Genomic DNA, 18,280 nt, shown 5'->3' with positions numbered 1-18,280 from the left:
GGCCGCCCCGGCGGAACCGGGGAGTGCCCGGCGTGCTGCCGTACGCCGCCGGGTGCTCAGCCCTGCACGATCGCGTCGATCCGGGCCAGTTCCTCGGCGTCGAAGTCCAGGTCGCGGATGGTGCCGACACTGTCCTCGAGCTGCTGCGGGCTGCTCGCGCCGACCAGCGCGGAGGTGACCCGGCCGCCGCGCAGCACCCAGGCCAGGGCCAGCTGGGCCAGGGTCTGACCGCGGGACTTGGCGATCTCGTCGAGGGAGCGCAGGCGGGCGACGAGGTCCCCGGTGACCGCGTCCGAGTTCAGGAAGGGGCTGTCGCTCGCGGCCCGCGAGTCCTCGGGGATGCCGTCGAGGTAGCGGCCGGTGAGCAGGCCCTGCTCCAGCGGGGAGTAGGCGATGGAGCCGACCTGGAGTTCGTCCAGGGCGTCCAGCAGCCCCTCGTCCTCGGGGCGGCGGTCGAGCATCGAGTAGCGGGGCTGGTGGATGAGCAGCGGGGTGCCGAGCTCGGCGAGGATGCGGGCGGCCTCGCGGGTCTGTTCCGCCGAGTAGTTGGAGACGCCGACGTACAGCGCCTTGCCCTGCTGCACGGCCGAGTGCAGGGCGCCCATCGTCTCCTCCAGCGGAGTGTCCGGGTCGAAGCGGTGCGAGTAGAAGATGTCGACGTGGTCCAGGCCCATGCGCGCGAGGCTCTGGTCGAGCGAGGACAGCAGGTACTTGCGCGAGCCCCATTCGCCGTACGGGCCGGGCCACATGAGGTAGCCGGCCTTGGTGGAGATCACCAGCTCGTCGCGGTACGGCCCGAAGTCGGCCTTGAGTGCCTCGCCGAGGGCGGACTCGGCGGCGCCGGGCGGCGGGCCGTAGTTGTTGGCGAGGTCGAAGTGGGTGACGCCCAGGTCGAAGGCGCGGCGCAGGATGGCCCGCTGGGTCTCGGCGGGCCGGTCCGGGCCGAAGTTGTGCCACAGGCCGAGGGACAGCGCGGGGAGCTTCAGTCCGCTGCGTCCGGTGCGCCGGTAGGGCATGTCGGCGTAACGGTCGGGGTGTGCGGTGTACAACGCGACTCCAGAGGGGTTGGCACACGGTGTTCCCGGCTCCGGGGGCCTGCGGCTCCCGGTGACCGCTTCCACTCTTTCCCGTCCACCGGACAGCGGTCCAACAGAAGAATCCGATGGAATTCAGCGGCTAGGCTTCTCAATCATGGAACTGCGTCATCTCCAGCATTTCGTCGCCGTCGCCGAGGACCAGCACTTCACCCGGGCCGCCGAGCGCCTGATGGTGTCACAGTCGGGGTTGTCGGCGTCCATCCGGGCGCTGGAGCGGGAACTGCGGGCGCCGCTGTTCGTGCGTACCACCAGGCGGGTGACGCTCACCGAGGCGGGGCGGGCGCTGCTGGTGGAGGCCGAGCGGATCCTGGCGCAGGTCCGTGCGGCGCACGAGGCGGTCGCGGCGGTGCAGGGCGTGCTGCGCGGCACGCTGGCGCTGGGCACCGAGCAGTGCATCGCGGGCGTGCACCCGGCACGGTTGCTGGCCGCGTTCCGGGGGCGGCATCCGGACGTGGAGATCCGGCTGCGGCAGGCCGGTTCGGGCGCGCTCGCCGAGGAGGTGGCGGCCGGCCGGCTCGACCTCGCCTTCGCCTACCGCACCCAGGCGGACAGTGACCAGCTGCGTTCGGTGGCGCTGACGAGCGAGCCGATGACCGTGCTGTGCCATCCCGGCCACCGGCTGGCCTCGACGGGCGCGGTGCTGACCCCGGACGATCTGGCCGGTGAGGTCTTCGTGGACTTCCACCCGGACTGGGGCCCGCGCCGCACCACCGACGCCGCGTTCGCCGCGTCCGGCGTCCGGCGCACGGTCGCGCTGGAGGTCAACGACGTGCACAGCCTGCTGGACCTGGTGGACGAGAACCTGGGGATCGCGGTCGTACCCCGGCACTTCCGGCACAAGCGGCCCTCCCTCACGGCGCTGCCGCTGAAGGGCACGGGCGAGACGGAGTACGAGACCGTGGCGCTGCTGCCGCCGGACCGTGCCACCAGTCCCGCCGCCCGGGCGCTCGTCACGCTCCTGGAGACCGGCGGCGCAACAGGGGGTCTGGCACCACCCCAGGAGGGGGCCCAGCCCTCCTGATTCCGGCCGCCCGCCGCACGAGACTCGGGACCGTCGGCCAGGACGACGACGGTCAGGAGGACATGGCATGGCGGAACACACACGGCGGACCGTGCTGCGCGGCACGGCCGGTCTCGCGGCGGCGGGCGCCCTCACCGGCCTGGGCACCGGCCGGGCGGCGGCCCACCCGGCAGGCGAGCTGACGAATCGCCACTATCCCTTTCTGGAAGGGGCGTTCGCACCCGTCACGGAGGAACTGACGGCTTTCGACCTGGCGGTGACGGGCCGCGTCCCGCGCGAGCTGAACGGCCGCTTCCTGCGCAACGGACCCAACGTCCTCGGCCTGGAGGACCCCCGGGCCCATCACTGGATGCTCGGCGAGGGCATGGTGCACGGCGTCCGGCTGCGCGACGGAAGGGCCGAGTGGTACCGCAACCGCTGGGTGCGCTCCGCGCAGGTCGCGCGGAAGCTGGGCGAGGCGTATCCGGGACCGGTGCCGGGGGAGGACTTCGCGTGCAACACCCATGTGATCCCCTACCGGGGACGGATCCTCGCGCTCCAGGAGAGCGGTCCGCTGCCGTACGAACTCGACGGAGAGCTCGGTACGTCGGGGACGTACGACTTCGCGGGAACCCTGGAGGGCGCGTTCGCCGCGCACACCAAGTTCGACGTGCGCGCCGGTGAGCTGCACGCCGTCGCCTACCACGCGACCTGGGACCACGTCCGGCACCTGGTCGTGGACCGCGCCGGGCGGGTCGCCCGCACGCACCGGATCCCGGTGGCGGATGCCCCGATGATGCACGACTTCGCGCTGGCCGAGCGGCACGTCGTGCTCTTCGACATCCCGGTCACCTTCGACGCGGCGGCGGCCGGACGCGGCGCCCCGGTGCCGTACAGCTGGAACCGGAACCACCCGACCCGGGTCGGCGTCATGCGCCGGACCGGCGGCCCGGTGCGCTGGTTCGGGATCGACCCCGTCTTCTGCTCGCACACGCTCAACGCCTACGACGAGGGCGGGTCCGTGGTGGTCGACCTGACGACCTACCCGGCGCCGTTCCACGTCGCCGGGCGCGGCTCGGACGGTCCGTACGCCACGGGCACCACGAAGCTGGAGCGCTGGACGATCGATCTGCACCACGGCCGCGTGCGGCAGCGGGTGCTGGACGACCGGCCGCAGGAATTCCCGCGCGTGAACGAGTCACTGGTGTCGCGGCGGCACCGCTACGGCTACACGGCCGCGGCGGCCGAGATGACGGCCGCCTATCTGACACCGGACGGCGGCACCCCGCCCGACGACGCCTTCTCCAACGCGCTCGTCAAGCACGACCTGCTGCGCGGCGCCACCCAGGTGCACCGGCTGCCGAAGGGCGCGGCGGCGGGCGAGGCGGTGTTCGTACCGCGGCACCCGACCGACCACCGCACGGCCGAGGACGACGGATACGCGATCGCGTACGTCCACGACCCGGACCGCGGTGCCGCCGACCTGGTGATCCTGGCCGCTCAGGACTTCACCGGCGAGCCGGTGGCCCGGGTGCACCTGCCCGGGCGGGTGCCGCTCGGCTTCCACGGAAGCTGGATTCCGGACGCGTGAGCGCCCGCTGTTTGGGATGGTGGACGGTATGCATGCGAAGGACATCCTCATCGACGGCTACGGCCGCATCCAGGAACAAGTCCATGCCGCCCTCGACGGCCTCGGACCGGACGCGCTGCACCACCGCCCGGCGCCCGACGCCAACACCATCGCCTGGCTCGTCTGGCATCTGACCCGGGTGCAGGACGACCACATCGCCGACGCCTTCGACCTCGACCAGGTGTGGCTGTCCCAGGGCTGGGAGAAGCGTTTCGGCCTCGACCTGCCCCGCCACGACACCGGGTACGGGCACAGCCCGGCCAAGGTCGCGAAGGTGCGGGTCGAGTCCGCCGACCTGCTCACCGGGTACTACGACGCCGTGCACGAGCAGAGCCTCGAAGCGCTGCGCTCGCTGGCGGCCAAGGATCTGGAACGGATCGTGGACGAGCGCTGGGATCCCCCGGTCAGCCTGGGCCTCCGCCTGGTGAGCGTCCTGTCCGACGACCTTCAGCACATCGGACAGGCCGCCTACCTCAGGGGGCTGATTCAGAGCGCGGCAGCGTAAGCCGGCAGGACCACGTCCTCGATGAGGGCCTTGCGCTCGTCGAACGGGAGGAAGGCGCTCTTGAGCGCGTTCACCGTGACCGTGCGCAGGTCCTCGACCGTCCAGCCGGCCTCCTCGACCAGCAGGGACATCTCCCGGGTCATCGTCGTCCCCGACACCAGACGGTTGTCGGTGTTGAGGGTGACCCGGAAGCCGAGGTCCTTCAGCGCCGTGATGGGGTGGTCGGCGATGGAGGTGGCGCAGCCGGTCTGCAGGTTGGAGGTGGGGCACATCTCCAGGGCGATCCGGCGGTCGCGCACCCAGGAGGCGAGCCGGCCGAGCTTGCCGTCCACGATGTCCTCGGTCAGGCGCACGCCGTGGCCGATGCGCTGGGCCCCGCACACCTGCAGGGCCTGGTGGATGCTGGGCAGGCCGTGCGCCTCGCCGGCGTGGATGGTGAAGGGAACGCTCTCGCGGCGCAGGTGCTCGAAGGCCTCGAGGTGGTCGGCGGGCGGGAAGCCGTCCTCGGCGCCGGCGATGTCGAAGCCGACGACACCGGCGTCGCGGTAGGCCACGGCCAGGTCGGCGGCCTCACGGACCCGGTCGAACATCCGCATGCCGCACAGCAGGGTGCCCACGCGTACGGGCGTGCCGGCGGCGGCCGCCTTGGCCATACCGGCGGCGAGGCCCTCCTGCACGGTCTCCACGACCTCGCTCAGCGACAGGCCGCCCCGCGTGTTCAGCTCGGGGGCGTAGCGCACCTCGGCGTACACCACACCGTCGGCGGCGAGGTCGAGGACGTACTCCTCGGCGGTGCGCAGCAGGCCCTCGCGGGTCTGCATCACGGCGAGGGTGTGCTCGAAGGTGGCTATGTAACGGACCAGGTCGCCGGAGTTGGCGGCCTCGAAGTACCAGGCGGCCAGCTCGTCGGGGTCGGTGGTGGGCAGGGTGTGACCGACCTCCGCCGCGAGTTCCACGACGGTGGCGGGGCGCAGGCCGCCGTCGAGGTGGTCGTGCAGCACGGCCTTGGGGAGCCGGCGGAGGGTCTCGGTGTCGATGCGGGACGCGGTCATGGCGTTTCGTTTCCTCGGCAGGTGGTGCGGTGGTGATCAGCGGGTGGCGGGCTGGAGCAGGTCCCAGCGGTTGCCGTACAGGTCCTGGAGGACGGCGACGGTGCCGTAGGGCTCGTGCCGCGGCTCCTCCAGGAAGGTCACGCCGGCCGCGGTCATCCGGGCGTGATCACGGGCGAAGTCGTCGGTGTGCAGGAAGAACCCGACGCGTCCGCCGGTCTGGTCGCCGACGCGGGCCCGCTGGGCCTCGTCCTTGGCGCGGGCGAGCAGCACTCCGGTGCCGGTGTCCGGGCCGCCCGGTTCCACGACGACCCAGCGGGAGCCGTCGGGGCGAGGGGCGTCCTCGGCCAGCCGGAAGCCGAGGGCCTCGGTGTAGAAGCGGATGGCCTCGTCGTAGTCGTCGACGACGAGGGTGACCAGGGCGACGCGTCGCATCGGGACCTTCCGGTGTGGGTGGTTAGCGGGTGAGGTTATACGTAAAACCTGACGGGCGCCAGTCATCGTTCTACGCGCGTTGCCGTGGGCGTTCAAGGGATGGAGGTGAGGCGGGGCGGGGTCAGGGGCCGGACCGGGGCGTCAGGGCGTCTCGTCGCCCTGGGCGACCTCCACCCGGTGGTGGAAGTCGGCCATGCCGACCACCGAGGCGGCGCACGAGAGGGCCGTGCAGACGACGAGGAGGGCGGCGATCGCACGGCCGGCCCGGGGCCCGAGGGGAGCGGCCAGCAGGGCCTGGACGCGCTGCGGGACGGGGCCCGTGGTCGCGGCCGGCGCGAAGTCGGGACGCCCGGAGCTGGCTGGGCCGGCGGCCTGTCCGGCGAGGGCCGCGCGGGCGATGGCGCGGGCGGTCAGGCGCCGGTCGCCGACGCTGGCGGCGGCGGCCTCGTCGGCGGCGCGCTCGGCGGCGAGGCGGATGGTCTCGCGGACCGGACGGAGCGCGGGGTGGCAGTGCGCGGCGAGTTCGGCGGCACCGAGGAAGTAGTGGTGGTGGCCGTCGTTGTGCGCCCGCTCGTGCGCGAACAGCGCCTCTCGCTCCGGGCCGTCCAGGCTGCGCAGCATCGCGGTGGTGACGACGATACGGTGCGGGCGGCCGGGCAGGGCGTAGGCGTCCGGGCGGGGCGAGTCCACCACGCACAGGTCGCCGGCCGAGGGGCCGCGCCCGGCCTCCGTGCGAGCCGCGCGGAAGGCACGGGTCTGGTGCAGCACCGAGCGCACGAGGGTCCAGCCGCAGACGGCGAGCACGCCGACGGAGGTCGCGGCGGCCGGCAGCACCACGAGGTCCGAGGCGGTGCGCAGCGGGTGGATCAGCTCGCCCAGCCCGGCGAAGAGCGGGACCTTGAGCAGCCCGATGAGCACGAACGAGCCGAGCGCGGCCAGCGAGCAGCCGGCGAGGATGACCGCACAGCCGGTGACGGCCCACAGCGCGGCGACCGGAGCCAGCCGGTCCAGGGCCCGGCGGGCCAGCGCCGGCAGCGCGAACGGCAGCAGCAGGGGCAGCAGGAGGAGTGCGGTCATTGGTCGTCGGATTCGAGCAGGTCCCGCAGGATCCGTTCGTCGCCGGGGCTGAGCTGGGCGACGAAGCGGGCGAGGACGGTCTCGCGGTCATTGTCCCGGTCGAGTTCGCTGTGCATCCGGCGGGCGGTGAGACCGTGCGCGTCCTGGACGTCCCGGACCGGGAGGTATGCGTAGCCACGGCCCTGACGGTGCCGCTCGACGACGCCCTTGTCGTACAGGCGGGTCAGGATCGTGGTCACCGTCGTACGCGCCAGGTCGGCACCGAGGCGCAGCTGGACCTGGCCGGGCGTCTGCGGGGTGCCCGCGGCCCACAGGGCGGCCATGACGCTCGCCTCGAGCTCACCGGCCGGCCGGCGCTCGTCCTTCGCCTCGGTCATGGAACGTCCCTCACCCGTCTTCGTGTGCGGCTGTGCGGCCGGGCGACCGTCTACACGATAGTAGTCAATCGAGCCTTCGTACGGCTGTGCCCCCGCACCCATTATGGGAGGACCGCTGGTAAGGGGCCGCCGTCGGGTGACGGCGAGGCGACCGCGCTGGGCATGGGGGCGCCGGTGCCGCGGGAAAGTCCGAGCGCGACCCGTCAGCGGCCTTGGCGGGTGTTGAGCCGGGCGGCCTGGCGTGTCAGGTGGTCGCGCTCGGCGAGGTTGGTGGCCTTGTGGGCCGCCTCGGCGTACAGCCGTGCCGCCGTCGCCGGGTCGCCGTCGCGCTCGTGGAGGTACGCCGCCACCGCGGCGTGGCGGGGCAGTGAGGCGTCCAGCGCTGCGAGCGCCGCCAGGCCGGCGCGCGGTCCGTCGGCCTCCCCGACGGCGACCGCGCGGTTGAGCCGGACGACCGGGCTGTCGGTCAGGCGCGCGAGCTCGTCGTACCACTCGACGATCTGCACCCAGTCGGTCTCCTCGGCGGTGGGTGCGTCGGCGTGGAGTGCCGCGATGGCGGCCTGGGCCTGGAACTCGCCCAGCCGGTCGCGGGCGAGGGCGGCCTGGAGGATCCCGACGCCCTCGGCGATCAACGCGGTGTCCCACCGGCCGCGGTCCTGCTCGGCGAGCGGCACGAGGCTGCCGTCGGGCGCGGTCCGGGCGGCGCGCCGGGCGTGGTGGAGCAGCATGAGGGCGAGCAGCCCCGCCACCTCGGGGTGGTCGATCACGGCCGCGAGCTGCCGGGTGAGCCGGATGGCCTCGGCGGCGAGGTCGACATCGCCGGAATAGCCCTCGTTGAAGACCAGGTAGAGGACGCGCAGCACGGTGGCGACATCGCCGGGCCGGTCGAACCGCACGCCGGAGACGGTGCGCTTGGCCCGGCTGATCCGTTGCGCCATGGTCGCCTCGGGCACCAGGTAGGCCTGGGCGATCTGGCGGGTGGTGAGCCCGCCGACGGCGCGCAGCGTGAGCGCGACCGCCGACGACGGCGTCAGTGACGGGTGGGCGCACAGGAAGTACAGCTGGAGGGTGTCGTCCTCGGCGGTCGCGGGACCGGGCGCCGGTTCCTCGTCGACGAGGCCCTCGCGCCGGCGGCGGGCGGCGTCCGCCCGCACCGCGTCGAGGAACTTGCGCCAGGCGACGGTGATCAGCCAGCCCTTCGCGTCCCGCGGCGGGTCGGCCGGCCAGACGCGCAGTGCCTCGACCAGTGCGTCCTGCACGGCGTCCTCGGCCGCCGCGAAGTCCGCTCCGCGGCGCACGAGGACGGCGAGCACGTTCGGCGTGAGGCTGCGCAGCAGGACCTCGTCCATCGCCGAGGTCACTCGGTGACGTTGCAGTGCTCGGCCAGGAACGGGCGCAGCTCGAGCCATTCGTGGATCGGCTTCCCGCCGGCTCCGGGGGCGGCCGACAGTTCCGCGGCCAGCTCGAGGGCCCGCTCGTGGCTGTCGACGTCGATCACCATCCAGCCGGCGATGAGGTCCTTGGTCTCGGCGAAGGGGCCGTCGGTGACCGGTGGGCGCCCTTCGCCGTCGTACCGGACGAAGGTCCCCTCCGGGGCGAGTGCCTGGCTGTCGACGAACTCGCCGGTCTCCTCGAGGCGGGCGGCGAAGTCTCGCATGTACTGCACGTGGGCCGAGATCTCCTCCGGCGTCCACTGGTCCATCGGCACGTCGTTGACCGAAGCCGGGGCGCCGCGGTAGTGCTTGAGCAGCAAGTACTTGGCCATCGTGGTTCTCCTCGGTGCTGGTGCGACCCATTGTGGTCGCGTTCACCCCGGGGACGGAGCCAGTCACAGGTTCTCGACATCGCCGTCCGATTTTTTTGGGCTCTCGTGCACGAGCCTGGACGAACCCGGGTGAGCGCATCTCCTCCCACGCGTGAGCTGGACACATCAGCTCGTGTGGGTGTGGAGGGCGTTCAGGCGGGTCAGTTCGTCCGCCGTGAGGCGGACGGCGCCCGCGGCGACGTTCTCCGCGACGTGGTCCGGGTTGCCGGTGCCGGGGATGGCGAGGACGTGCGGGCCCTGGTGCAGGGTCCAGGCGATGCGGATCTGCGCGGGGCTCACGCCGTGGGCGCGGGCGATGTCACGCACGGTGTCGTCGTGGGTGTCGGCCGCCGCCCGGGGTCCGGCCTTGCCCGCGACGGCGAAGAAGGGGACGAACGCGATGCCGTGTTCGCCGCAGAGGCGCAGCATCTCGTCGTCGACGGGATCGGGCCGGTCCAGGGCGTACCGGTTCTGCACGCACACCACGGGGGCGATCTCCAGCGCCTCGGCGAGGTGGCGCGGTCCGACGCCGGAGACTCCCAGGTGGCGTATCAGGCCGGCCTCGCGCAGTTCTGCGAGCGCGCCGAAGTGCTCGGCGATCGAATCCTGTTCCTGGCGGCGGAAGTTGACGACGTCGAGGTGGTCGCGTCCGAGCTGGCGCAGGTTCTCCTCCACATGACCGCGCAGCTGGTCGGGCCGCGCCGCGTCGCCCCACTCGCCGTAGTAGTCGCGGAAAGGACCGACCTTGGTCGTGATGACCAGGTCGTCGGCGTACGGGGCGAGGGCGGTGTTGATCAGTTCGTTGGCGGAGCGGGTGGCGGAGAAGTAGAAGGCGGCGGTGTCGATGTGGTTCACGCCGAGCTCCACGGCCCGCCGCAGTACGGCTGTGGAACGTGCGCGGTCGCTGGGCGTGCCAAGGTGGAACGCGGCGCTGCCCGTCAGCCGCATGGCCCCGAAGCCGATGCGGTGGACGGGCAGGTCGCCGAGTTCGAAGGTGTCGGAGGCGTCCGCGGTGATCGTTTCAGCGGTCATTCGGCGGAGTGTCGCACATCTGCCGTACCGCGCAAGGGAATTAGCTCAGCGGCTTGGCCAGCACCGCCTTGCGGTGACTGAACGTCTCGATGGAGTACCGGCCGTGGTAGCTGCCCATACCGCTCTCCCCCACCCCGCCGAAGGGCAGGTCGGAGACGGTGAGATGGGCCAGCGGCAGCCCGTGGCCCAGTCCGCCGGAGGAGGTCTCGGCGGCGATGCGTACCCGGGTCTGCTCGGACCCGGTGAAGACGTACAGCGCGAGCGGCTTGTCACGGTCGTTGATGAAGGCGATCGCCTCGTCGAGGCCGGACACGGTGACGATCGGCAGGATCGGGCCGAAGATCTCCTCCTGCATCACGGGCGCCTTCGGGTCGACGTCCGCGAGGACGGTCGGCGCGATGTACTTCGCGTCGCGGTCGCTCGCGCCGCCCACCGCGATCCGGCCCGAGCCGAGCAGGCCCGAAAGGCGGTCGAAGTGCCGCTCGTTGATGATCCGGCCGTACTCCGGGGACTGCGCCGGATCGGTGCCGAACAGCCCCTCGACCGCACGCACCAGCGCGGACTCCAGCGCGGCGGCGGTCTCCGGGTCGGTCAGGACGTAGTCGGGGGCGACACAGGTCTGCCCGGCGTTGAGGAACTTGCCGCGGGCGAGCCGGTCCGCGACCACGTCGAGGTCGGTGCCGCGGTCCACGAACACCGGGGACTTGCCGCCCAGTTCGAGGGTGACCGGGGTGAGGTGCTCGGCGGCGGCGCGCATCACGATCCGGCCCACGGTGCCGTTGCCGGTGTAGAAGATGTGGTCGAAGCGCTCGGCCAGCAGGGCCGTGGTCTCCGGGATGCCGCCCTCGACCACGGCGACCGCGTCGGTGTCCAGATAGGCCGGGATCAGCCCGGCGAGGGCGGCCGAGGTGGCCGGAGCCAGCTCGCTCGGCTTGACGACGACCGCGTTTCCGGAGGCCAGGGCACCGGCCATCGGGGCGAGCAGCAGCTGGGCCGGGTAGTTCCAGGGGGCGATGACGAGGACGACGCCGAGCGGGTCGTACTGCGTCCAGGCCGTCGCGTCGGCGCCGAGGTGGGCCGGGACCGGCGCGGGCTCCGGGCGCAGCCACTCCTCGAGGTGGTCGAGGGTGTGGTCGATCTCGCGGACGGTGAAGTCGATCTCGGTGCGGTACGCCTCCGTGCTGCTCTTGCCGAGGTCGGCGTGGAGGGCGGCGGCGAGGTCGGCGCCCCGCTCGGTGAGCATCGCGCGCAGCCGGCGCAGCTGGCCGGTGCGCCACTCGACGGGCTTGGTGCGGCCGGTGGCGAAGGTGGCGCGCAGCCGGGCCACGAGGTCGGCGGGCTGCTCGATGGCGGGTTGGTTCACGTGTGCCTCGCTGGTGGTGCACGGGCGGCTTCGGCCCGGGCCTGGGTCGGTGGATGTATTTGCCAACCTTTCAGGTCCTCAAGTTCATTCCGGCCGGTCGGGGTGACGCGGGTCACGCCGTCGCCGGGGGGCCTGCCTCCCGACGGCGCCGCTCCAGGTGGGCGCGCTCGGCCTCGCTCGCGGCCAGCTCGGCTGCCAGGCCGTACTCCACGGCCGCCTCGGCGGTGCGGCCCAGGCGGCGCAGCAGGTCGGCGCGGACGGCGTGCAACACGTGATACCGGCCGAGGTCCAGGCAGTCGACGAGGGCGAGCGCCTCGGCCGGCCCGTCGGTCTCGGCCACGGCGACGGCCCGGTTCAGGGCGACGACCGGGGACGGCGCCACGCCCATGAGCTGGTCGTACAGGCGCAGGATCTGGTCCCAGTCGGTCGCCTCGGCGGTGGGCGCGTCGCTGTGCACGGCGTTGATCGCGGCCTGGATCTGGTACGGGCCCGGTCGGTTCCGGCACAGACAGCGGCGGACCAGGTCCTGGCCCTCCGCGATCAGCTCGCGGTCCCACAGCGTGCGGTCCTGCTCGGGCAGCGGGACGAGGACACCGTCCGCGCCCTGCCGGGCCGGCCGCCGGGACTCGGTCAGCAGCATGAGCGCGAGCAGGCCGGCCACCTCGGGCTCGTCCGGCATCAGTGCGGCGAGCAGCCGGCCGAGGCGGAGTGCCTCCGCACACAGGGCGGGGTCGCCGGTGTAGCCCTCGTTGAAGATCAGGTAGACCACGGCGAGCACGCCGCCGAGCCGTTCGGGAAGGTCGGCGTCGCGGGGCACGCGGTACGGGATGCCCGCGTCACGGATCTTGGCCTTGGCCCGGACGAGCCGCTGGGCGAGGGTCGGCTCCGGCACCAGGAAGGCGCGGGCGATCTGGGCGGTGCTCAGGCCGCCGAGGAGGCGCAGGGTGAGGGCGACCCGGGCCTGGAGGGCGAGCGAGGGGTGGCAGCAGGTGAAGATCAGGCGGAGCCGGTCGTCGCGCACGGGGCCCTCCTCGGGCGGTGCGTCGGACGCGTGCGGGTCGGGCGCGTACAGGTGGGGCGTGTACAACCGGACGGCCTCGGCGTGCCGGGCGTCCCGGGAGGACTCGCGGCGGAGCCGGTCGATGGCCCGGTTGCGTGCGGTGGTGATGATCCAGCCGGCCGGGCTCGGCGGCACGCCGGACTCCGGCCAGGTACGCAGGGCGGTGGTGAAGGCCTCCTGCACCGCTTCCTCGGCGAGGTCGATGTCGCCGAGGAAGCGCACGAGGACGGAGACCGCGCGCCCGTACTCGGCGCGGAAGACGGCCTCGACATCGACGGTGTCCGCCATGGGCGCCCGTGCCCTCCTGTCCGATCACGCCGCTCAGCCCGATCACGCCGCTCAGCCCGATCACGCCGCTCGGCCCGATCAGGCCGCGACCCCGACGACGCCGGCCGTGGGGTGGAGTGCGGTCCGGTGGCCGGCCGCGGTCCTGCCGTGGCCGGTCGTCGGAAGCGTACGGGTTCGATCACGCCGAGCACCGCAGGCAGGCGCGGACCTCTCGCCCGCCGCGCGTCTGGTGGATCTCGGTCGACTGTGCGAGGGAGTCGACGATCCCGGTGCCGCGGCCGTGCTCGTCCGGGGCGGCGTCGTGGCGGACGCGCTCGACCGCCGTTCCGGAGTCGGTGACCACGATGTGCAGGGTGCCGCCGTCGAGGACGAGCAGCAGCGTCATGCGTTCACGGCCGTACTGGGCGGCGTTGGCGGCGAGTTCGTCGACGATGAGGACGGCGGAGTCCCGCTCGCTCTCGGGCACGCGCCAGCACTCCAGCAGCTCCGCCGCGAGGTGACGGGCGGCGGGGACATGGGCCTCCTGCGCGGGCAGGGTGAGCATCGCCTGGTGGTGGCAGGACCGTGCGGGAGAGGTGTCGGCACGGGCGGAATCGGTGACAAACATGGTCTTCTGGCTCTTCTGCGTAGGAACCTGTCGTGTGTGAGCACTCATTCAGTTCTACGGACGACGAGCACATATGGTTCGAGCGGTTTACCCCTTTTGCGCGTCTTCTTGGAACTTCTTGGCACTTCTTGGAAGTGAGCCGCCCGCTCTGCGGCGGGCCGGTGCGGCCGCGTTCGCGTCACGCCCGGATCGTGACCAGCTTCTGGCCGCCGCCCGAGACGATCTCGAAGTGCTCGATGGCCGCCGGGGACATCGGGACCGCGCCGGGGATCGTGGTCCCGGCGGGATACACCCCCGCCCGCCAGGTGGCGGCGTCCGCCCTGGTCCCACCGGGCCCGACCGCCTGCAACCGGCAGGTGATGCCCGCGGGCGCCCCGTGGGCGGAGACCTGCAGCACACTGCCCCACGCCGAGGGCGAGACCCGTACCGAAGCGGTGACACCGGTGGTGGGGTCGCTTCCGGAGAAGGTGCGCACCGGAGCCGGCGAGACCGGTACGGGCCGTGTCGCCCGACCGGCCACGGATCCGCCGACCGCCAGCCATGTGCCGCCGACCGCCGCCCCGGCGACCAACGTCAACGAGGCGGCCGCACCGGCCAGTTGCCGGCGCCAGGTTCTGCGGCGCCTGGCAACGGCCTGCTGCAGCATCCGGTCGAGTGGTGCCGCCTCGGGAGCACGAGGCGCCGTGGCCGTGCCGGGCGGCGCCTGGGGCGAGCCCCCGCCGCTCTCCGCCGCCCGCCGCACCAGCCGATCGGCCGGATCCTCGTCACCGACCGGTACGGGCCGGCCCTCGGCCTCCGCCGCGGTGACCGTCGCGAGCAGCGCCGGAAGTCCGGCCAGCTCGGCATGCTCGGCCCTGCACTCGTCGCATTCCGCGAGGTGCGCACGCACCCGTTCCGCCTCCGCCGGGGACAGCACGCCCAGCACATACGCTCCCAGCGCCAGCCGGAGGGCTTCGTGGTCCGCGTTCATGGCCGGCACCTCCTCCATGCCGTGGTCATCGCTCGATGCCCCGTTCCCGCAGAGCCAGCCGGAGGGCGTGCAGGGCGTAGTACGTGCGCGACTTGACGGTGCCCGGCGGGATGCCCAGCACCTCCGCGGCCTCCGCCACGGTCCGGCCCCGGTAGTACGTCTCCAGCAGTACGGCGCGGTGGTCCGGCGAGAGGGTGTGGATGGCGTCGGCGACGGCCCAGCTCTGCAGCGCCTGCTCGATCCGGTCCTCGCCCGGTGTCCGCTCCGCGGCCCGCTCCAGGGCGTCGCCCCCCACCTCCGCCGGCCTCGCCTGCCGGGCCCGGTGCATGTCGATGACCAGGCGCCGGGCGACCGTGCACAGCCAGGCGCGCGCCGGGCCGCGTTCCGGTTCGAACGCGGCGGGGTGCCGCCATGCCCGCAGCAACGTCTCCTGCACGACATCCTCGGCCCACTGCCGGTCTCCTGACGTCAGTCGCAGTACGTAGTGGAGCAGCGGGCCCGCGTGCTCGGCATACAGAGCCCGGAGCAGTTCCTCGTCCGTGGTCGAAATGGTCCCGTTACCCGAGACACGGCGCCCGGAGCGATTCGGATCGGCCGCATCGCCACGTTTTCGGACACTCCATGGCATAGGCCGATCATCACGCATATGCACCGGTTTGTCGTGTCGTACCCAGTGACTGTCGAGAAATCCGACAAAAGAGTGCATATCACTCGAACCGTGCGACACCGCCGCCCGTGAAACCAGGCATAAGCCGTCGCACACGGCATCAACCCGATCACTGGGGAATGAACATCATGTACGTCAACTTCCGCCCCGTGGGCCGCCGATCGCGCCGTGCGGCCGGGCCGACCCTCGCCACCGCCGCCGTACTGGGGCTCCTGAGCGCGTGCGGCCAGTCGACCCACACCTCGGGCACCGCCTCCATCACGCCAGGCCCGGGTCAGCATCAGCCGGCCGGTGTGCCCGGCACCTCGGCGACGCCCGGCACGACCATGCCCGTGAGCTCTCCGAGCAAGAACACGGCCGCCGCACCGGTGTCCGCGCACGCCGTGGCGATCAAGAACTTCGCGTTCTCACCGGCCACGCTGAAGGTCAAGGCGGGCACGACGGTGACCTGGACCAATGAGGACACCGATGCCCACACCGTCACCAGCGCCGGCTCGGGCGGCCCGCTGCACTCGGCCGCCCTCGCCACGCACGGCAGCTACACCCACACGTTCACCAAGCCCGGCAGCTACGCCTACGTCTGCACCATCCATCCGTTCATGACCGGCACCGTGGAGGTGACCTCATGACCGCGTACGACGCCCCCCGGAGCCCGGAACCGGCCGGCGGAGCCGGGGAACCCCCTCGCGAACACGGCATGTCCCGGCGCCAACTCATGCGGCACGCCGGATGGTTCGGCGGAGCCGTGGTGCTCACCGTGGCCGGCGGGGAGGTGATCAGCCATGTCGCCGGCTCGCGGGACACCACCGCCCGGGACACCACCGCCCGGGCCGCCGCGGCACCGAGCGCCGCACTGCGGTTCGTGCAGGTCTCCGACAGCCACATCGGCTTCCAGGGCCCGGCCAACACGGACGTGGTCGGCTCGTTCACCGCAGCGATCGACCAGGTCAACGGGCTCGGATTCAGGCCCGACTTCGTCATGCACAGCGGCGACCTCACACATCTGTCCACGGCGGGACAGTTCGACCAGGTCAGGCAGATGATGGCCGGGCTGCGGACGGATCGTGTCTTCACCGTGCCGGGCGAGCACGACTCCATCGGCGACGCGGGCCGCGCCTACCGGCAGATCTTCGGCAAGGGCACGCTCGGCGACGGCTGGTACAGCTTCGACACCCACGGTGTGCACTTCCTCGCCCTGGTCAACACCCTGAGCCTGGAGAAGCTCGGTCACCTCGGCACCGAGCAGATCGATTTCGTCCGCAAGGACCTCGCGGGCCTGCCGTCGGACAGGCCCGTCGTGGTCTTCAGCCACATCCCGCTCTTCGCCATGTACCCGCAGTGGGGCTGGAGCACGGACGACGCGCTGAAGGTGATAGCGCTCCTGCGCCGCTTCTCCTCGGTCACCTGTCTCAACGGACACGTCCACCAGCTGTTCACCAAGACCGAGGGCAACATCACCTTCCACTCCGCCACCACCACCGCCTACCCACTGCCGAAGCCGGGGCGGGCAGCCACCCCCACTCCCCAGGTCGTGCCCGCCCGCCGGCTGAAGGACGCCCTCGGCATCCGCACCGTGGGCTTCCGGCGGGGAGACCAGCAGCTGGCGGTCAAGGACGAGAGGCTGGCATGAGAGCGGCACGCCGCTGCTCCTCGTGATCCGGCAGGCGGCTGTGGCGGTGCGGCGTTGCCGGCCACCCCGGATCACCTCGCGACCGCCTCGTCCGGGCCGCGAGGTGATCCGGGGGATGAGGCTAGTGCTGGTCCACGAAGGGCCGTACCTCGATGGGCAGCGTCGTGGCCAGGGCGGCCTTGCGACCCCACTCCAGGGCCTCGTCCAGGTCGGCGGCCCTGATCAGGCAGAGCCCGCCCAGGTATTCCTTGCCCTCGGCGTAGGGCCCGTCGGTGGTGAGCACCTCGCCGTCCTTGGGGCGCAGCACGGTGGCGGTCTCCGGGCCGTGCAGGCCGCCCGCGAACACCCAGGCCCCGGCGGCGCGCAGCTCGTCGTTGAAGGCCTCGACGTCGCGCATGATCGCGGCGAGCGCGTCGGGGGCGGGCGTGGTCCCGCCGGTCGGCTGGACCACGCTGAGCAGGTAGTGCTTCATGATGTCCTCCTCGGTGACTTCAGGGTCTCTCGGATGCGAGACACCTCCTACACGAACGGCCGGCCCCCGGATCGACACGGCGCCGGAAGAAATCTTCGAAAGAATCGCCCGTATGACAGCCACCACCGGACATCCGCTCCTGGACCGCGCCCACCGGCTCGCCACGGACCTGCTGATCCCCGAGGCCGAGCGGGTCGACCAGGAGGGCGTGCCGACGAGCCACATCGAGGCGGTGAAACGGTCGGGGCTGCTCGGGGCGGGCGCTCCGGTCGCGTACGGCGGCTCGGACGCGCCGCCGGACGTGGTCCGCCGGATCGCGGAGATCCTGGCCGGGGCGTGCTGTTCGACGTGGTTCGTGCAGACCCAGCACCACACGCCCGTGCAGATCCTGGCGCAGAGCGAACTCCCCGTACGCGAGCGGTTGTTGGGTCCGCTGTCGCGGGGCGAGCTGATGTCCGGGGTGGCGTACGCGCATCTGCGGTCGTATCCGCGCGTGCCGGTACGCGTCCGCCGGGAGGGTGGCGGCTGGCGGTTCGACGGGACGGTGCCCTGGTACACCGGGTGGGGCCTGAACGACGTGATGCTGCTGGCCGGGGTGACCGACGGGGGCGAGGCGCTGCTCGCGTTCGCCGAGGCGCGCGTCCAGCAGGGGCTGCGGGCCTCGGAACCGATGCGCCTCGCGGCGCTCACCGCCGCGCGCACGGTGTCGCTGGAGCTGACCGGACTGTGGCTGCCGGAGGATTCGGTGGCCCTGCGGATGCCGTACGAGCGGTTGGTGCCCCGGGACCGGGCCAGGACGCTGAACGCGGGCCCCGCGGTCTTCGGCCTCACGGAGGCCGCCCTGTCCCTGCTGGACGCGCAGACGGCCGCCCCGCTCACGGCCCGGCTCGTCGACGTCCGCCGGCGCGCCTACGCCCTTGCCGACCATCCGGAGCCACTGGAGCGGGTCGCGGAGCGGCTGGCGGTGCGCGCGGAGGCGTTCGAGGTGCTGCGGACGGCCACCACGGCGGCGGTGGTGGCCGGAGGCGGCCGGTCCATGGCCGTGACGAGCCGCGCCCAGCGCCTCGCCCGGGAGGCGCTGTTCCTGCTGGTGCAGGGGCAGACGGCCGAGACCCGGGCGGCGCAGCTGCGGGCGCTGGGAGGTGCGTGAGGCGCCGCACGGCCGGCGTCGGCCCAGCCGCGGGGCGTGCCGGGTGGTCGGTCACGGTGCTGACACG

20 protein-coding genes are annotated in these 18,280 nt (G+C 72.6%); 6 read left to right on the top strand and 14 right to left on the bottom strand.

Annotation, left to right across the window (positions count from 1 at the left end; translation table 11 throughout):
• Window positions 1-56: 56 nt before the first annotated feature.
• Window positions 57-1,049, bottom strand: coding sequence for an L-glyceraldehyde 3-phosphate reductase (mgrA, locus tag LMU33_RS23375; RefSeq protein ID WP_228622488.1), 993 nt, complete (start codon window positions 1,047-1,049; stop codon window positions 57-59).
• Between the two features lie 142 nt (window positions 1,050-1,191).
• Here mgrA and LMU33_RS23370 point away from each other — a divergent pair, with 142 nt between their 5' ends.
• The 3 genes from LMU33_RS23370 (at window position 1,192) to LMU33_RS23360 (ending at window position 4,232) form a co-directional block, all read left to right on the top strand.
• Window positions 1,192-2,118, top strand: coding sequence for a LysR family transcriptional regulator (locus LMU33_RS23370; RefSeq protein WP_228622487.1), 927 nt, complete (start codon window positions 1,192-1,194; stop codon window positions 2,116-2,118).
• A 67-nt stretch (window positions 2,119-2,185) separates the two neighbouring features.
• Window positions 2,186-3,688, top strand: coding sequence for a carotenoid oxygenase family protein (locus LMU33_RS23365; protein WP_228622486.1), 1,503 nt, complete (start codon window positions 2,186-2,188; stop codon window positions 3,686-3,688).
• A gap of 28 nt (window positions 3,689-3,716) precedes the next feature.
• Entirely contained in the window at window positions 3,717-4,232 is a 516-nt protein-coding gene (locus tag LMU33_RS23360; protein ID WP_228622485.1) for a mycothiol transferase, read from the top strand.
• On the opposite strand, the gene LMU33_RS23355 is transcribed toward LMU33_RS23360, so the two are convergent.
• From LMU33_RS23355 to LMU33_RS23300, 12 genes are all read right to left on the bottom strand, one after another.
• Window positions 4,214-5,284, bottom strand: coding sequence for an adenosine deaminase (locus LMU33_RS23355; RefSeq protein WP_228622484.1), 1,071 nt, complete (start codon window positions 5,282-5,284; stop codon window positions 4,214-4,216). The two genes, LMU33_RS23360 and LMU33_RS23355, sit on opposite strands and share 19 nt — an antisense overlap.
• 36 nt (window positions 5,285-5,320) lie before the next feature.
• The gene (locus LMU33_RS23350; protein ID WP_228622483.1) at window positions 5,321-5,716 is read right to left on the bottom strand and encodes a VOC family protein; all 396 of its coding nucleotides are present in this window, start codon (window positions 5,714-5,716) and stop codon (window positions 5,321-5,323) included.
• A 141-nt stretch (window positions 5,717-5,857) separates the two neighbouring features.
• Window positions 5,858-6,793: a M48 family metalloprotease gene (locus LMU33_RS23345; protein ID WP_228622482.1), complete on the bottom strand. Its 936-nt coding sequence runs from the start codon at window positions 6,791-6,793 to the stop codon at window positions 5,858-5,860.
• The gene (locus LMU33_RS23340; protein WP_228622481.1) at window positions 6,790-7,170 is read right to left on the bottom strand and encodes a BlaI/MecI/CopY family transcriptional regulator; all 381 of its coding nucleotides are present in this window, start codon (window positions 7,168-7,170) and stop codon (window positions 6,790-6,792) included. The genes LMU33_RS23345 and LMU33_RS23340 overlap by 4 nt, the downstream gene beginning before the upstream one ends.
• Before the next feature lie 203 nt (window positions 7,171-7,373).
• Entirely contained in the window at window positions 7,374-8,519 is a 1,146-nt protein-coding gene (locus LMU33_RS23335) for an RNA polymerase sigma factor (RefSeq protein WP_228622504.1), read from the bottom strand.
• 8 nt (window positions 8,520-8,527) lie between these two features.
• The gene (locus tag LMU33_RS23330) at window positions 8,528-8,935 is read right to left on the bottom strand and encodes a YciI family protein (RefSeq protein WP_228622480.1); all 408 of its coding nucleotides are present in this window, start codon (window positions 8,933-8,935) and stop codon (window positions 8,528-8,530) included.
• A gap of 165 nt (window positions 8,936-9,100) precedes the next feature.
• Window positions 9,101-10,006 carry an aldo/keto reductase gene (locus tag LMU33_RS23325; protein WP_228622479.1) on the bottom strand — a complete coding sequence of 302 codons (906 nt, stop codon included), beginning with the start codon at window positions 10,004-10,006 and terminating at the stop codon, window positions 9,101-9,103.
• 40 nt (window positions 10,007-10,046) lie between these two features.
• Window positions 10,047-11,369, bottom strand: a complete 1,323-nt coding sequence (locus LMU33_RS23320; protein WP_228622478.1) for an aldehyde dehydrogenase family protein — start codon at window positions 11,367-11,369, stop codon at window positions 10,047-10,049.
• A gap of 112 nt (window positions 11,370-11,481) precedes the next feature.
• Window positions 11,482-12,717 (bottom strand): RNA polymerase sigma factor, encoded by a 1,236-nt coding sequence (locus tag LMU33_RS23315; RefSeq protein WP_228622477.1) that lies wholly within the window; start codon window positions 12,715-12,717, stop codon window positions 11,482-11,484.
• Between the two features lie 178 nt (window positions 12,718-12,895).
• The gene (locus LMU33_RS23310) at window positions 12,896-13,324 is read right to left on the bottom strand and encodes an ATP-binding protein (RefSeq protein WP_228622476.1); all 429 of its coding nucleotides are present in this window, start codon (window positions 13,322-13,324) and stop codon (window positions 12,896-12,898) included.
• 178 nt (window positions 13,325-13,502) lie between these two features.
• Window positions 13,503-14,294, bottom strand: a complete 792-nt coding sequence (locus LMU33_RS23305; RefSeq protein ID WP_228622475.1) for a zf-HC2 domain-containing protein — start codon at window positions 14,292-14,294, stop codon at window positions 13,503-13,505.
• 25 nt (window positions 14,295-14,319) lie between these two features.
• Window positions 14,320-14,940, bottom strand: a complete 621-nt coding sequence (locus LMU33_RS23300) for a sigma-70 family RNA polymerase sigma factor (protein ID WP_372478045.1) — start codon at window positions 14,938-14,940, stop codon at window positions 14,320-14,322.
• A 140-nt stretch (window positions 14,941-15,080) separates the two neighbouring features.
• On the opposite strand from LMU33_RS23300, the gene LMU33_RS23295 reads away from it, so the two are divergent.
• Window positions 15,081-15,590 carry a cupredoxin domain-containing protein gene (locus tag LMU33_RS23295; protein WP_228622474.1) on the top strand — a complete coding sequence of 170 codons (510 nt, stop codon included), beginning with the start codon at window positions 15,081-15,083 and terminating at the stop codon, window positions 15,588-15,590.
• Complete coding sequence (locus LMU33_RS23290; RefSeq protein ID WP_228622473.1) at window positions 15,587-16,591, top strand: metallophosphoesterase family protein; 1,005 nt, start codon at window positions 15,587-15,589, stop codon at window positions 16,589-16,591. Before LMU33_RS23295 ends, LMU33_RS23290 begins: the two co-directional genes overlap by 4 nt.
• 121 nt (window positions 16,592-16,712) lie before the next feature.
• On the opposite strand, the gene LMU33_RS23285 is transcribed toward LMU33_RS23290, so the two are convergent.
• Window positions 16,713-17,063 carry a YciI family protein gene (locus tag LMU33_RS23285; RefSeq protein WP_228622472.1) on the bottom strand — a complete coding sequence of 117 codons (351 nt, stop codon included), beginning with the start codon at window positions 17,061-17,063 and terminating at the stop codon, window positions 16,713-16,715.
• A 112-nt stretch (window positions 17,064-17,175) separates the two neighbouring features.
• Between LMU33_RS23285 and LMU33_RS23280 the strand changes: the two genes are divergently transcribed.
• A complete protein-coding gene (locus tag LMU33_RS23280) occupies window positions 17,176-18,213 on the top strand; it encodes an acyl-CoA dehydrogenase family protein (protein WP_228622471.1) in 1,038 nt (345 codons plus the stop codon).
• Window positions 18,214-18,280 lie beyond the last annotated feature (67 nt).

The sequence above is a fragment of the Streptomyces barringtoniae genome (assembly GCF_020819595.1).
GTDB lineage: Bacteria > Actinomycetota > Actinomycetes > Streptomycetales > Streptomycetaceae > Streptomyces > Streptomyces barringtoniae.
Note: the sequence above shows the minus strand (reverse complement) of the source record. Positions and strands in the feature narration are given on the sequence as shown.

Coding starts and splice junctions, on each gene's coding strand:
- LMU33_RS23315 (WP_228622477.1), bottom strand. CDS start 12,717: ATGGCGGACACCGTCGATGTCGAGGCCGTCTTCCGCGCCGAGTACGGG.
- LMU33_RS23295 (WP_228622474.1), top strand. CDS start 15,081: ATGAACATCATGTACGTCAACTTCCGCCCCGTGGGCCGCCGATCGCGC.
- LMU33_RS23280 (WP_228622471.1), top strand. CDS start 17,176: ATGACAGCCACCACCGGACATCCGCTCCTGGACCGCGCCCACCGGCTC.
- LMU33_RS23355 (WP_228622484.1), bottom strand. CDS start 5,284: ATGACCGCGTCCCGCATCGACACCGAGACCCTCCGCCGGCTCCCCAAG.
- LMU33_RS23365 (WP_228622486.1), top strand. CDS start 2,186: ATGGCGGAACACACACGGCGGACCGTGCTGCGCGGCACGGCCGGTCTC.
- LMU33_RS23345 (WP_228622482.1), bottom strand. CDS start 6,793: ATGACCGCACTCCTCCTGCTGCCCCTGCTGCTGCCGTTCGCGCTGCCG.
- LMU33_RS23310 (WP_228622476.1), bottom strand. CDS start 13,324: ATGTTTGTCACCGATTCCGCCCGTGCCGACACCTCTCCCGCACGGTCC.
- LMU33_RS23305 (WP_228622475.1), bottom strand. CDS start 14,294: ATGAACGCGGACCACGAAGCCCTCCGGCTGGCGCTGGGAGCGTATGTG.
- LMU33_RS23350 (WP_228622483.1), bottom strand. CDS start 5,716: ATGCGACGCGTCGCCCTGGTCACCCTCGTCGTCGACGACTACGACGAG.
- LMU33_RS23330 (WP_228622480.1), bottom strand. CDS start 8,935: ATGGCCAAGTACTTGCTGCTCAAGCACTACCGCGGCGCCCCGGCTTCG.
- LMU33_RS23335 (WP_228622504.1), bottom strand. CDS start 8,519: ATGGACGAGGTCCTGCTGCGCAGCCTCACGCCGAACGTGCTCGCCGTC.
- LMU33_RS23290 (WP_228622473.1), top strand. CDS start 15,587: ATGACCGCGTACGACGCCCCCCGGAGCCCGGAACCGGCCGGCGGAGCC.
- LMU33_RS23360 (WP_228622485.1), top strand. CDS start 3,717: ATGCATGCGAAGGACATCCTCATCGACGGCTACGGCCGCATCCAGGAA.
- LMU33_RS23285 (WP_228622472.1), bottom strand. CDS start 17,063: ATGAAGCACTACCTGCTCAGCGTGGTCCAGCCGACCGGCGGGACCACG.
- LMU33_RS23300 (WP_372478045.1), bottom strand. CDS start 14,940: ATGCGTGATGATCGGCCTATGCCATGGAGTGTCCGAAAACGTGGCGAT.
- LMU33_RS23325 (WP_228622479.1), bottom strand. CDS start 10,006: ATGACCGCTGAAACGATCACCGCGGACGCCTCCGACACCTTCGAACTC.
- LMU33_RS23340 (WP_228622481.1), bottom strand. CDS start 7,170: ATGACCGAGGCGAAGGACGAGCGCCGGCCGGCCGGTGAGCTCGAGGCG.
- LMU33_RS23370 (WP_228622487.1), top strand. CDS start 1,192: ATGGAACTGCGTCATCTCCAGCATTTCGTCGCCGTCGCCGAGGACCAG.